Origin of the sequence: Amycolatopsis sp. NBC_01488, from assembly GCF_036227105.1 — a bacterium.
Classification (GTDB): domain Bacteria; phylum Actinomycetota; class Actinomycetes; order Mycobacteriales; family Pseudonocardiaceae; genus Amycolatopsis.
Window position 1 is genome coordinate 2,588,074 of the sequence record NZ_CP109434.1, and the last position, 13,775, is coordinate 2,601,848.

The window sequence follows — 13,775 nt, forward strand, 5'->3', positions numbered from 1 at the left end:
GATAGCGAGAATCCGGCTGGTGTGCGCGGTGCGCTGAGAGTTCCTCAGTCCAGGGTGAACGGGTCGAAGCGGATGCGCTCGAGCTCGACGCCGGCGGTCAGCAGCCGCGCGATCGTCGCCCGGATCATCGCGGGCGAGCCGGCGACGAGGACGTCGTGGTCGTGCCACTCGCCGCGCTGGGTCACCGCGTGGGCGAGCGTGCCGCGGTCGCCGCCCGGCACCGCGCCCTCCTCGGTCACCGGCGTGACCGTCAGCCACTTCGACACCGCGGTCAGCCGCCGGAGGTCGTCCAGCGCGTACAGGTCTTCCGGTCTTCGGCCCCCGAAGAACAGGTGCACCGGCGGGTTGTGCTTCCAGTGCGCGAGGTCGTCGAGGATCGAGACGAACGGGGTGACCCCGGTCCCGCCGGCGATCATCAGCAGCGGCTTCCTCGTCGCGGTCGGGCGCACGGTGAGCGTGCCCATCGCCGGTCCGAGCCGCCAGGTGTCCCCCGGCTTGGTGTGGTTGACGATGGCGCCGCTGACCCAGCCGCCGGGCACCGTGCGCACGTGGAACGTCAGCTGGCCGTCGCCGCGCGGCGCGGTCGCCGGGGAGAGGTAGCGCCACATCCGCGGGCGCTGCGGTACCTCGACGCTCACGTAGCTGCCGGCCCGGAAGGGCAGCAGGCCTTCGGTCTGCACCCGCACCATCGCGACGTCCTGGGACAGCTTGCGGTGGTCGAGCACCCGCGCCGCCCACGACGCCGGCCCGGTCTCCGCCTGCGCGGCCTCGCGCATGGTCTTGGCGATGAGCCCGTACGCCGTCGTCCACGCGCATTCGACCTCGTGGGTCCACTTCTGCTTGAGGAACCGTTTCAGCGCGAGCAGCAGCGCGACGCCGACGGCGTCGTAGTGGCGGGCGACGACGGCGAACTTGCGGTGGTCGCGGCCCAGCTGGCCGAGGAAGGTGACCAGCTCGTCGGGCCGGTCGACCATCTGCACCACGTACACGAGCGCGCGCAGCAACCGGCTCCGCTGGTTCGTCATGGTGACCGGGAACAGATCGCGGCAATCCGGCGCGACCACGAACAACACGCCGTAGAAGTACTGTGCCACTTCGTCGGCTTTCGGTTCGATCTCCGCAAAACTTTCACGAATCAGCCGAGCCAGTTCGCGACCCTCCACGGTCGAAACGGGGACGGTCTGCGGCGGTGCGAAGATCTTCACGGATTCAGCGCTCATCGGGAACGGTAATCTCCAGTCGTGCAAGGGATTCTTTGCGCCGTGCGTGCGGCGTCGCCGTGCGGTGCCGCCCCCGAGGGTTTCCGACTGTAGGCGAATTCCCGTGCAGATGCGTGTGATTCCGCGCGGTCCGCTCGAACGGAGCAATTTCGCCACGCGCGGTCAACCCCGGCTGGCACAGCGTAAAAATGATCACGCCGCCCGATTAATCCGGTGCCGTTGTTGTTTTGCGCGGAAATGCGCACCGGACAGCGGATTGCCTTTGCTAGTCGATCGTGAACGGGTCGTACTGGATCTGGTCCAGTGCGCTGCCCGCGACCAGCATGCGCGACACCGTCGCGCGGATCATCGCCGGCGAACCGGAGACGAGGATGTCGTGGTCCGGCCAGGAGCCGTACCGCGTGATCGCCTCGGCGAGCGTGCCCTGCTCGAACCCGGGGACGTCGCCGCCGCGCTCCACCACCGGCGTCACGGTCAGCCAGGGGTTGACCGACGCGAGTGCGCGCAGTTCTTCGAGGTCGTAGAGGTCCTCACGGGCCGGGCCGCCGTAGAACAGCCACGTCTTCGGGTTCTCGCCCCACAGCGCGAGGTGGTCGAGGATCGACCGCAGCGGCGCGACGCCGGTGCCGCCGGCGACCATCAGCACGCCCCGTGACGATTCGCGGTCGACCGTCAGCCGCCCGAGTGGCGGGCCAAGCCGCCAGACGTCGCCGGGCTGCGTGTGGCTGACGATCGCCCTGGACACCCAGCCGCCGTCGATCGCGCGGACGTGGAACTCGATGCCGCCGTCCTCGCGGGGCGCGTTCGCCGGCGAGAGGTAGCGCCACAGCCGCGGCCGCTGCGGGACTTCGACGCTCACGTACTGGCCGGGGTGGTAGGGCACGGGCTGGTCGGGCACCAGCCGGACCAGCGCGAGATCCCAGGTCAGCCGCCGGTGCTCGACCACCGTGGCCTGCCAGGACGGCGGGTTCGTGTCGGACGCGGCGGCGTCCTGCATGGCCCGCGCGGCGATGGTGAACGCCTCGGCCCAGGCCCGTTCGACCTGGGGCGTCCACTCCGGGCCGAGGTGGTTCTTGAGCGACGCGAGCAGCGCCGTGCCGACGGCTTCGTAGTGCCGGGGCACCACGCCGAACTTGCGGTGGTCGCGGCCCAGCTGGCGCAGGAACGGCGCGAGGTCGTCGGGCCGGTCCACCATCTGCACGATGTGCACCAGCGCGCGCACCAGGCGGCCGCGCTGGATCTCCATGTTGATGGGGAAGAAGTCGCGCGTGGTCGGCGCGAGCGTGAACAGCATCCCGTAGAAGAACTGCGAGATCTCGGCGATGTAGGGCTCCGACTTCGCCCAGCTGTCGCGGATGAGCCGGACCATCGCGACGACGGCGGCGGGGGCTTCACGCGGGGCCGAGGACCTGGGGAGCGGGCTGACCGAATCGGCTGTCATGGACGTGGGTTCGCTGGTCGGGGACGGGTGAACGGCGGCACGCGGTCAGCCACCGCCGGGACGGCGGTTCCGTGCACAGCCGCCTCCTGGGTCCGTCGTCACTGCTGCCACCTCGTCACTCGTCCGCGCCGCGCGCGCGGTCCGTCCGCAGGGTAGCCGCCAGGCAGCCTTTTGCCCGCATTGTTGCTCCGACCGGGTGTACTGCCGGCTGTCACGGCGTGGGCGACCTCACCGGGGTGATCCTTGCTCGCGCAAGCGATCGGCAATAAACTTGTATTACACAAGTAATGGCTGTGGCAGGAGGGCCGATGGGCTTCGACGACACCGACGACGACGTCCGGGTCGAGCTCATGCGCGAGCTGAAGACCGCGTCGCAGCTCCAGCACGCCTGGGTCATGCAGGCCTGGCAGGACCAGCCGGGGTTGCACCCGGCGGCCGCGATGCTGCTGTCGGACCTCGCGAAGAACGGCGAAGCCAGGCCGTCCGAGCTGGCCAAGCGCCGGTTCGTCGACCTGTCGGTGGTCAGCAGGCAGATCACGCAGCTGCGGGACGCCGGGCTCGTCGACCGCCGTCCCGCGCCCGAGGACGGCCGGGCATCCCTGGTGAGCGTGTCCGAGAAGGGCCGGTCCGAGCTCGCCCGCTGGCGGACCAACTACCTGGAGTTCATGGAGCGGGCGCTCGGCGGCTGGGACGACGAGCGTGTCACCGACCTCACCGGACGGCTCGCCGAGATGAACGCCGACCTGCGCCGTGCTCTTGGCAGCGCCGCGTGCCTGGCCGACACGACCAAGTGACGCCTGGCGAACGGGTAACACCGGGAGTTGCATTTTGCACGCCGGAATGTGTCCGTTCGGGCCTGACTTGGCGGCGCGCCACAGGGTTAACGTCGATAGGTGACGCGTAGCCGGGTCGCACTGCTGTGCGCGCTGGGGATCGACAACTTCGGCTCAGGTCTCTTCCTCCCGTTGGCACTGGTCTACGTGACACAGGTGATCGGCGTGCCGCTCGCGATGGCGGGCACAGCTGTCACGCTCGGTACCGTCGGCGGCCTCGCCGTGCCGCCGCTGGCCGGCCGGCTCGTCGACCGCGTCGGGCCGCGGGCCGTCGTCGTCGGGGCCCAGCTGCTGCAGGCCGCCGGCGCGGGCGCGTACCTGCTCGCCGACGCCGCCGGCGCGGTCGTGGGCGCCGCGGTCCTGCTCGCCACCGGGCAGCAGCTGTTCTACAGCTCCCTGTTCGTGCTCATCGCCGACGTCGCGGGCGACGTCCCGAAGGATCGGCCGTTCGCCGAGGTGGGGATGGTGCGGGCCGGCTGCTTCGGCCTCGGCGGGCTCGTCGCGGGCGCGCTGCTGACCTGGCTGGGCGCGGACGGCTACCGGATCGCGCTCCTCCTCGACGCCGCGACGTTCGTCGTGGCCGCGTCGATCCTCGCCCTGTTCGTCCAGCTCGCGCGGCCGCACAAGCAGCACTGCGAACGCTCGGTCAAGGTGCTGCGCGACCGGCCGTACCTCGCGTTGATCCTGTTCAGCGGGCTCTTCGGGCTCTCGCTCGAGTTCTTCCTGATCGGCACGCCGGTCTTCGTGTTCGACCGGCTGCACGGCCCGGCCTGGCTGCCCGGCGCGATCCTTGCGCTGCTGACCGTATTGACGAGCGTCGGCGGCACGCTCGCGCTGCGGCTCACCGCCCGGCTGACCCGGATCACGGCGATGCGCGCGGGCTCGGCGCTGTTCGCGGCGTGGTGCGTGATCAGCCTCGGCGTGCTCCTCGTGCCCGACGGCTGGCGCGTGGTGTACCTCCTGGCGTCGACGCTGGTGTTCGCCGCCGGCGATCTCGTCTTCGGCCCGCGTTCGGGTGCACTGGCCGAAGCCGCGGCACCTCCGGTGGCTCGCGGGCGTTATCTCGCTGCGTACCAGTACGCGTTCACCATGGCGCAGGTGCTCGCGCCCGCCGTGGTGGCGTTGTTCTCGGTCGCCGACTGGTTACCCTGGGTGCTGGTCGGGGCGTGTGCCGGCGTCGCCGTGGCCGGGCTCGGGATGCTCGGGTCGCGGTTGCCGGCGGACGCCGTCGCACCCGGTCAGAGTTGAGCGGAACAGACTCAAGTTTTCCTGCGTTGAGGATAGTGTCAGGTCTCGGTCAGGCCTGTCACCTGGACTTTTGGTGTATCGAGCATGAGGTGAGGGATGGACGCTTTCAACCCGACCACGAAGACCCAGCAGGCGATCTCGTCCGCGGCGCAGGCAGCCACCATGGCCGGCAACCCGCACGTGTCGGCCGCCCATCTGCTGGGCGCCCTGCTGGCGCAGGGTGAGGGGCTGACCGCACCGCTGCTGACCGCGGTCGGGGCCGACCCGGGGGTGGTGCACAAGGAGCTCGAGCCGCTGATCGCGGCCCTGCCGTCGGCGACCGGCGCGACGGTGTCGAGCCCGCAGTTCGACACGTTCGCCGTCAAGTCGCTGACGCGCGCGCAGAAACTCGCCACCGAGCTGGGCGACGAGTACGTCTCGACCGAGCACCTGCTCGTCGGGCTCGCCACCGAAGGCGGCCAGGTGGCCGACCTGCTCAAGCGCCACGGCGCGACGCCGGACGCGCTGCAGGAGGCGTTCGCCAAGGTCCGCGGCTCCGCCCGGATCACCAGCGCGGACCCGGAGAGCACGTTCAAGGCGCTGGAGAAGTACGGCGTCGACCTCACCGAGCGCGCCCGCGCCGGCGAGCTCGACCCGGTCATCGGGCGGGACACCGAGATCCGCCGCGTCGTGCAGGTGCTGTCGCGGCGCACGAAGAACAACCCGGTCCTGATCGGCGAGCCGGGCGTCGGCAAGACGGCCATCGTCGAGGGGCTGGCCCAGCGCATCGTCGCCGGGGACGTGCCGGAGTCGCTGCGCGGCAAGCGCGTCGTTGCCCTCGACCTCGGGTCGATGGTGGCCGGCGCGAAGTTCCGCGGCGAGTTCGAGGAGCGGCTGAAGGCCGTGCTCAAGGAGATCACCGACTCCGCGGGCGAGGTCATCACGTTCATCGACGAGCTGCACACCATCGTCGGCGCCGGTGCCACCGGTGAAGGCGCGATGGACGCGGGCAACATGATCAAGCCGATGCTCGCCCGCGGTGAGCTGCGGATGGTCGGCGCGACCACGCTCGACGAGTACCGCCAGCACATCGAGAAGGACGCGGCCCTGGAGCGGCGCTTCCAGCAGGTGCTGGTCGGCGAGCCGTCGCCCGAGGACACCATCGCGATCCTGCGCGGGCTGAAGGAGCGTTACGAGGTGCACCACGGTGTCCGGATCACGGACGCCGCGCTGGTCGCCGCGGCGACGCTGTCCGACCGCTACATCACCGCGCGCTTCCTGCCGGACAAGGCCATCGACCTGGTCGACGAGGCCGCGTCCAAGCTGCGCATGGAGATCGACTCGCGGCCGGTGGAGATCGACGAGGTCGAGCGGGCGGTCCGCCGTCTCGAGATCGAGGAGATGGCGCTCGCCAAGGAGAGCGACGCGGCTTCGAAGGACCGGCTCAACGCGTTGCGCGCCGAGCTGGCCGAGAAGCGGGAGACGCTGACCGCGTTGACCGCGCGCTGGCAGAACGAGAAGGGCTCGATCGAGCGCGTCCGCGAGCTCAAGGAGCAGCTCGAGCAGCTGCGCGGCGAGTCCGAACGCGCCGAGCGCGACGGCGACCTGGGCAAGGCCGCCGAGCTGCGCTACGGCCGGATCCCGGCGCTGGAGAAGGAGTTCGAAGCGGCCACCGCGGCGAGCGAGGCCAGCCAGCAGAACGTCATGCTGAAGGAAGAGGTCGGCGCGGACGACGTCGCGGACGTGGTCAGCGCGTGGACCGGCATCCCGGCCGGACGGCTGCTCGAGGGCGAGACCGGCAAGCTCCTCCGGATGGAAGAGGAACTCGGCCGTCGGGTCATCGGGCAGCAGGAAGCCGTGCAGGTCGTCTCGGACGCGGTGCGCCGCAGCCGGGCCGGCGTCGCCGACCCCGACCGCCCGACCGGCTCGTTCCTGTTCCTCGGCCCGACCGGCGTCGGCAAGACCGAGCTGGCGAAGGCGCTGGCGGAGTTCCTGTTCGACGACGAGCGCGCGATGCAGCGCATCGACATGAGCGAGTACGCCGAGAAGCATTCGGTGGCGCGCCTGGTCGGTGCCCCGCCGGGCTACGTCGGGTACGACCAGGGCGGGCAGCTGACCGAGGCCGTCCGGCGCCGGCCGTACTCGGTGGTGCTGCTCGACGAGGTGGAGAAGGCGCACCCGGACGTCTTCGACGTGCTGCTGCAGGTCCTCGACGACGGGCGGCTGACCGACGGCCAGGGCCGGACGGTGGACTTCCGCAACACCATCCTGATCCTGACCTCGAACCTCGGCTCGCAGGCCATCGCCGACCCGAACCTGGACGAGCGGCAGCGGCGGGACGCGGTGCTGTCGACGGTGCAGCGGCAGTTCAAGCCGGAGTTCCTCAACCGGCTCGACGACATCGTCGTGTTCCACTCGCTCGGCACCGAGCAGCTGACGTCCATTGTGGACATCCAGGTGGCGCGGCTGGCCGCGCGGCTGGCGCAGCGCAGGCTGAACCTGGAGGTCACCGACGGCGCCCGCGAGTGGCTCGCGCTCAACGGCTTCGACCCGATCTACGGTGCCCGCCCCCTGCGGCGGCTGGTCCAGTCGGCGATCGGCGACAAGCTGGCGAAGGAGCTGCTGTCCGGCGAGGTCCGCGACGGCGACACGGTCCGGGTCGACATCCCGGCACTGGAAGCCGGGGACGCGCTGACCGTCGAGCGCGTCTGACCCGCAGGGTCATCAGGGGCACCTTCATGGTCTTCACGTCCATGGGGGTGCCCCTCATGGCGCTTCGCGGGCGTCCACAGTGGTGGTTCGTGACGATTTGTCGACCCGGGCGCGGGGAAATGGTCCGAACGGGCCCGGCGACACGGGTACCGGCGATCATCTCTTCGGCGTAGCAGGCGATACCCTGCACGTCGTGGGTATTCCGGCGTGGATCTGGTTCGTCATCGCGGCCGTCGCCCTGGTGGCGGGCCTCGGGCTGCTCGCGGCCGACCGGGCGAAGGAGGGCTCGCGCAACCGCGAGCGCATGCGCTGGGCGCAGTTGCGCGGCTGGCAGTTCGTCGAAGAGGACGAACGGCTGCCGCAGCAGTGGGCAGGCGGCGCCATCGGCTACTTCGGCGCGGACGCCGCCGTGAACGTCGTCGCGGGCTCGACCTTCACCTCCGACGGCCGCCGTCCCGTGTTCATCTTCGACATCGAGTCCGAGGGGCAGATCCCGGCGGTCGTCGTCGCCGTGCGCTGCAACAAGAAGCACCGGATCCCGATCGAGATGTGGCTGTCCAGCGTGCCGTTCCAGCGCGCCGACATGCCCGAGATGCTCGGCCCGATCGGCTCGCGCTACGCCTTCGCCGACGACGCCGACGGCGCTCGCGCGGTGATCACCCAGGAGCTCGTCGACGCCGCGGACCAGCTCGGCGGCGACGTCGGCGTGGCCTGGCTCGAGAACGAGTGGGTGCTCGCCAGCGTGGCCCCGACCGCGGGCCCGTCGCGCCTCGAGCGGCTGCTGCGCGACCTCGGCGAGATCGCGGACATCGTCGACCCGTTCGACGAGGACTACGACGCGGGCCGCCACCAGGCGAGCGCGCCGATCCCGTCCACCGGCGGCAACCCGCCGACCCCGGCCGCCGGGACGCCGGTCCAGCAGCCGCCCGCGGACCCGTCGACGCAGGACTAGAAGTCGAGGACCGGCTGGTCCAGCACGCTCGCCGACACCGACTGGTGCTGGTCGAGGGTGCCGCGCACCGACGTGGTCACGCCGTTTTCGACGTGCACCACGTGGTCGACGTCGAAGGTGCCGCTGATCGAGTTCACCGCGCCCGAGCCCGCGCTCTGGGTCGTCCTCAGCACTCCTGACGCCGGGCCCAGCCCGCCGCCGAGCTCGTGCTCCTGGCCGACGCCGAGCCTGCCGGTCACGTGCTGGGCGGACGTCGCGCCGATCGCGCCGAGCCCGCCCAGGTCCACGCCCTGCCCCGACGAGCGGTGCACTCCGAGGTCGCCGGTGAAGCCGCCCGAGCCGGGGTCGACCCGCTCGGCGTTCTCGGTGAGCACGTCGGCGTCACCCGGGAGCCAGACGCCGGTGTGGCGGGTCTCGGCGACGCCGTGGGTCAGCCGCTGCTCGCCGTTCGTCGCCACCGCCGTCGAACCGAGGCGGAGGTCGTGGTGGTCCGAACCCACCGGCAGGGCGATCCCGGCCGGGGTGGCGAACGCCGCCGCGGGGGCCGCGAACAAGAGGGCCACGGGTGCCGCGCCGGCGGCGATCTTGGGCACGAAGCCGCTTTTGCGCCTGCTGTGCTTACCCATGCGCGGACGATAACCCGAGGCCGAAACGGCTGCACCCGGAGGCCCTGACCTGTGGGTATCGTTCACCCACATGACCACCACCAACTTCTTTGCCGGGGGTCCGGGTGGCGGAGCCCCCGGCCAGGGGCGAAGTCCCGGACGTCACACCGCCGTGATCACCGGAGCCACCGCGGGCATCGGCGCGCAGTTCGCGCGCACGCTCGCCGCCGAGAAGTACGACCTGGTGCTCGTCGCCCGCGACACCGCGCGCCTGGAGGCCTACGCCGCTGAGCTGCGGGAAAAGCACGGTGTCGGCGTCGAGGTGCTCGCCGCCGATCTGTCCGAAGTGGACGGACGAGCGGCGGTCGAGGAGCGGCTCGCCGCCGGTCCGGTCGACCTGCTGGTGAACAACGCCGGGTTCGGGCTGAACGGCGACTTCTGGACGATCCCGCCGGACGCGCTGCAGCGCCAGCTCGACGTCAACGTCACGGCCGTGCTGCGGCTGACCAGGGCCGTGCTGCCCGGCATGATCCAGCGCGGTCACGGCGAGATCATCCAGGTCAGCAGTGTCGCGGGCTTCTTCAGCGGTCGCGGCTCGACGTACACCGCGAGCAAGAACTGGGTCACGTCGTTCACCGAAGGCATCGCCGCGTCGCTGCCGAAGGGTGTCCGGATGATGGCGCTGTGCCCCGGTTTCACCGCGACCGAGTTCCACCAGCGGGCCGGTATCGGGAAGCCCGGCCCGAAAATCGCCTGGCTGGGTGTCGAACAGGTGGTCGGCGAGGCGCTGGCGGACCTGCGGCGCGGCAAGGTGATCTCGGTGCCGAGCCTGCAGTACAAGGCCGTCGTCGCGATCGGCGGGTTGCTGCCGCGCGCCGTGCTGCGCCGGATCAGTGGCGGCTTCGGCGGCAAGGGCCGCACCTGAGTAGGGCTGTCCCTACCTGGAAGACGCGCGTGCGCACCAGGGTGACCGGGGTGTCGCCTCAATAGCGTTTTCCCCATGACGAATGAGGCGGTTCGGCTCGAGGCCGTGCGCAAGGAGTACGACGGCGTGGTCGCGCTGGACGGGGTCTCGATCTCGTTCCCGCGCGGCGGGTTCACCGCGGTGATGGGCCCGTCCGGGTCGGGCAAGAGCACGTTCCTGCACTGCGCGGCGGGCCTCGACCGGCCGACGTCGGGCCGCGTCGTGCTCGACGGCCAGGACCTCGACCGCAAGAGCGAGACGTACCTGACGAAGCTGCGCCGCGACCGCGTCGGCTTCGTCTTCCAGGCGTTCAACCTGCTCCCGGCGCTGACGGTCGAGCAGAACGTCGTGCTGCCGCTGCAACTCGCCGGCAAGCGCCCGGACAAGCGGCTCGTCGCGCGGATCCTCGCGCACGTCGGCCTCGACGGGCGCCGCAAGCACCTGCCCGGTCAGCTGTCCGGCGGCCAGCAGCAGCGCGTCGCGATCGCGCGGGCGCTGGTCACCGACCCGGCCGTCCTCTTCGCCGACGAGCCGACCGGCGCACTCGACACCCGCACCGCCGCCGACGTGCTCGGCCTGCTGCGCGAGTCCGTCCGGGCGTCCGGCCAGACGGTGATCATGGTGACGCACGACCCGGTCGCCGCGTCCTACGCCGACGAGGTCGTCTTCCTGGCCGACGGCCGGATCGCCGGACGGCTGGTCCGGCCGACCGCCGAAGCCGTCGCCGAGCGGATGACCCGTCTCGGCGCGTGGGACCGGTTGGCGGTGTGATGTTCAAGCTCGCGATGCGGACGCTGCGCCTGCGCAAAGGCGGCTTCCTGGCGACGTTCGTCGCCGTGTTCTTCGGCGCGCTGATCGTCTCGGCGTGCGGTGGCCTGATGGAGACGGGCATCCGGTCCGAGACGCCGGTGCAGCGGCTGGCCGCGGCGCCGATCGTCGTCGGCGGGCAGCAAACGCTTGCGGTGCCGGAAGAAGACCCGGCGACCGCCGATCCCGAGGACAAGCACAAGGTCAAGAACGCGACCCTGCCCGAGCGCGTCCGCGTCGACGCGTCTTTGGCCGACCGCCTGCGCGCGGTCCCGGGCGTCACGAACGTCGTCGGCGAGGTCAGCTTCGCGGCGCAGGCCGGGGCGTTGAGCGCGCTGGGGCATGCCTGGGACTCCGCCGCGCTGACGCCGTACGCGTTGACAGGCGAAGCGCCGAAGCCGGGTGAAGTGGTCGTTGACGCCGACATGGGGATCGCCGTCGGGACCACTCTGCCCGTCGCGGCGCACGGCACCATCGGTCAGTACCGCGTGTCCGGCATCGCGAAGGCGCCCCAGTCCATGCGGGACTCCGCGCTGTTCTTCTCCGCTTCGGACGCGGAAAAGCTCTCCGGGCACCCGGGCCAGTTCGACGCCATCGGCGTCTTCGGCGGTGACGTCGACGCGGTGGCGGCGGCCGTCGGCGACGCCGGGGTCGTGACGACCGGCGTCGACCGCGGTCTCCTCGAGTTCCCCGAGGTGGGCAAGAGCGGCGAGGACCTCATCGTGCTGGCCGCCGTCTCGGGCGGGCTGTCGGCGACGGTCATGGTGTTCGTGGTCGCGGGCACGCTCACGCTGTCGACCCAGCAGCGTCAGCGCGAGCTCGCGCTGCTGCGCGCGATCGGCACGACCCCGCGGCAGCTGCGGCGGATGGTCCTCGGCGAGGCGCTGGTCGTCGGCGTGCTGGCGGTGGCCGTCGCGGTCGTGCTCGGCCCGGTGCTCGGGGACTGGCTGTTCGGCGAGCTGGCGGCCAACCACGTCGTGCCGGACGTCCTGCGGTTCGAGCAGGGCTGGCTCCCGGCGACGGTCGCCGCGGGCGCGTCGCTGCTGGCCGTCGTCGCCGCTTCGTTCGTCGCCGGCCGTCGTGCCTCGAAGGTCCGGCCGACCGAAGCGCTGGCCGAAGCCGCCGTCGAACGACGCTGGCTGACGCCGATCCGGCTGATCACCGCGATCCTGTGCTTCGCGGGCGGGACGGCACTGGTGATCGTCACGGTCGCCGTGATGGCCGGCCCGGTCGCGGCCAGCACGGCCGGCCCCGCGGTGATGCTGTGGGCGTTCGGGTTCGCGGCGATCAGCCCCGGCGTCACCAAGGTGACGGCGATGCTGCTGCGCTGGCCGGTCCAGGCGGTCAGCGGCGTCACCGGCCGGGTCGCGCTGCTCAACACCCGCGTCGGTGCGGTGCGGACGGCCGGCGCGGTCACCCCGATCATGCTCGCGGTCGGCATCGCGACCGCCAACATCTACCTGCAGACCACCCAGGAAGCCGTCTCGAACCAGGCGTACACCGAGGACCTGCGCGCGGACGCGGTCGTCGCCGGGCCGGACGGGCTGGACAGTTCGGTGCTGGGGCGCGTGCGCTCGGCGCCGGGCGTCGCCGGTGCGTCGGAGTACGTCACCAGCACGGTGTTCGTCGAGAAGCCGTTCGATTCGACCCACGACGAAGACGGCTGGCCCGCGCTCGGCGTCAGCGAGCTGAGCGGGAACGCCGTCGAGGTGCCGGACACGCTCGGCCGTCACGTCGGCGACACGCTGTCGCTGCGGCTCGGCGACGGCGCGCCGGTGGACGTGCGGGTGTCCGCCGTCGTGAGCCAGCGCGCCGGGTTCGAACGGCTTGTGCTGCCCGCGTCGCTGCTGGCCCCGCACACGACGCTCGGACTGGCGCCGCAGCTGCTGGTGCGGGCGGCTCCCGGCGTCGACACGGCGACGCTGACTTCGCGCCTTCGCGAGGCGACAGCGGGGTTGCCGGTGGCTGTCGGTGATCGGGACGCGCTGATCGCGGCGCACGCGAAGGGCAACGAGATCGGCGCGTGGGTCAACTACCTGCTCGTCGGGATGATCATCGCGTATACGGTGATCTCCGTGGTGAACACGCTGGTGATGGCCACGGCCAAGCGGCGGCGCGAGTTCGGGCTGCAGCGGCTGAGCGGGTTCACCCGCGGCCAGGTGCTCCGGATGGCCGGTGTCGAAGGCGGGTTGATCGCGGCCATCGCCGTGCTGCTCGGGACGCTCGTCTCGGCGGGCGCGATCGTGCCGTTCTGCCTGGTGGTGAGCGGATCGGTGCTGCCGTCCGGGCCACTGGCGAGCTACCTGGTGGTGCTCGCGATCGCCGTGGTGCTTTCGCTCGTCGCGATCCTCGTCCCGGCCTGGGCAGCGACGCGCGGGCGTGCGGTCGACGCCACATCCATCGGGGAGTGAGAACGGCCGTGTGTAAGACTCTCGGCCGTGGCGAACCCCGGGTTGGATCAAGCGGCGAAACTCGAACTGGCCAGGCTGGTCACCGATCTTTCCGTGGTGCACGGAAAAGTGACCCTGGCGTCCGGCAAGGAAGCCGACTACTACATCGACCTCCGGCGCGCGACGCTGCACCACGCCGCCGCGCCGCTGATCGGCAAGCTGCTGCGCCAGCTGACGGCGGACTGGGACTACGTCGCGGCGGGCGGCCTGACGCTCGGCGCCGACCCGGTCGCCCTGGCCATGCTCCACTCCGCGGCGACCGACGGGGTCGTGCTCGACGCGTTCGTCGTCCGGAAGTCCGTCAAGGAACACGGGATGCAGCGGCGCATCGAGGGCATGGAGGTCCGGGGCCAGCGCGTGCTGGCCGTCGAGGACACGTCGACGACGGGTGGCAGCGTGCTGACGGCGGTCGAGGCCCTGCGTGAAGCGGGCGCGAACGTGGTGGGCGTGGTGACGGTGGTCGACCGCGACACCGGGGCGCGGGAGGCCATCGAGAAGGAAGGCCTGGAGTACCGCTACGTCCTGGGCAAGGACGACCTCGGTCTCGACTGATTGGCCGCGGTG

11 protein-coding genes are annotated in these 13,775 nt (G+C 71.3%); 8 read left to right on the top strand and 3 right to left on the bottom strand.

Annotated elements, in window-relative coordinates; all coding sequences use genetic code 11:
* Positions 1-44 precede the first annotated feature (44 nt).
* Positions 45-1,148 (bottom strand): FAD-binding oxidoreductase, encoded by a 1,104-nt coding sequence (locus tag OG738_RS12445; RefSeq protein WP_329056679.1) that lies wholly within the window; start codon positions 1,146-1,148, stop codon positions 45-47.
* A 337-nt stretch (positions 1,149-1,485) separates the two neighbouring features.
* Complete coding sequence (locus tag OG738_RS12450) at positions 1,486-2,661, bottom strand: globin domain-containing protein (protein WP_329053777.1); 1,176 nt, start codon at positions 2,659-2,661, stop codon at positions 1,486-1,488.
* Between the two features lie 308 nt (positions 2,662-2,969).
* On the opposite strand from OG738_RS12450, the gene OG738_RS12455 reads away from it, so the two are divergent.
* The 4 genes from OG738_RS12455 (at position 2,970) to OG738_RS12470 (ending at position 8,385) form a co-directional block, all read left to right on the top strand.
* Complete coding sequence (locus OG738_RS12455) at positions 2,970-3,455, top strand: MarR family winged helix-turn-helix transcriptional regulator (RefSeq protein WP_329053779.1); 486 nt, start codon at positions 2,970-2,972, stop codon at positions 3,453-3,455.
* 99 nt (positions 3,456-3,554) lie between these two features.
* The gene (locus OG738_RS12460; protein ID WP_329053780.1) at positions 3,555-4,742 is read left to right on the top strand and encodes an MFS transporter; all 1,188 of its coding nucleotides are present in this window, start codon (positions 3,555-3,557) and stop codon (positions 4,740-4,742) included.
* A 96-nt stretch (positions 4,743-4,838) separates the two neighbouring features.
* The gene (gene clpB / locus OG738_RS12465; protein ID WP_329053781.1) at positions 4,839-7,433 is read left to right on the top strand and encodes an ATP-dependent chaperone ClpB; all 2,595 of its coding nucleotides are present in this window, start codon (positions 4,839-4,841) and stop codon (positions 7,431-7,433) included.
* A gap of 193 nt (positions 7,434-7,626) precedes the next feature.
* Positions 7,627-8,385, top strand: coding sequence for a hypothetical protein (locus OG738_RS12470; protein WP_329053782.1), 759 nt, complete (start codon positions 7,627-7,629; stop codon positions 8,383-8,385).
* Here the strand turns inward: OG738_RS12470 and OG738_RS12475 are convergent.
* Positions 8,382-9,011: a hypothetical protein gene (locus OG738_RS12475; RefSeq protein ID WP_329053784.1), complete on the bottom strand. Its 630-nt coding sequence runs from the start codon at positions 9,009-9,011 to the stop codon at positions 8,382-8,384. The genes OG738_RS12470 and OG738_RS12475 overlap by 4 nt on opposite strands.
* A gap of 70 nt (positions 9,012-9,081) precedes the next feature.
* Here OG738_RS12475 and OG738_RS12480 point away from each other — a divergent pair, with 70 nt between their 5' ends.
* From OG738_RS12480 to pyrE, 4 genes are all read left to right on the top strand, one after another.
* Complete coding sequence (locus OG738_RS12480) at positions 9,082-9,915, top strand: SDR family NAD(P)-dependent oxidoreductase (RefSeq protein WP_329053785.1); 834 nt, start codon at positions 9,082-9,084, stop codon at positions 9,913-9,915.
* A gap of 75 nt (positions 9,916-9,990) precedes the next feature.
* A complete protein-coding gene (locus tag OG738_RS12485) occupies positions 9,991-10,725 on the top strand; it encodes an ABC transporter ATP-binding protein (protein WP_329053786.1) in 735 nt (244 codons plus the stop codon).
* Positions 10,725-13,172, top strand: a complete 2,448-nt coding sequence (locus OG738_RS12490; protein ID WP_329053788.1) for an ABC transporter permease — start codon at positions 10,725-10,727, stop codon at positions 13,170-13,172. The genes OG738_RS12485 and OG738_RS12490 overlap by 1 nt, the downstream gene beginning before the upstream one ends.
* Positions 13,173-13,199: 27 nt before the next feature.
* Entirely contained in the window at positions 13,200-13,763 is a 564-nt protein-coding gene (gene pyrE, locus OG738_RS12495; RefSeq protein ID WP_329053790.1) for an orotate phosphoribosyltransferase, read from the top strand.
* The last annotated feature ends 12 nt before the right edge of the window (positions 13,764-13,775 follow it).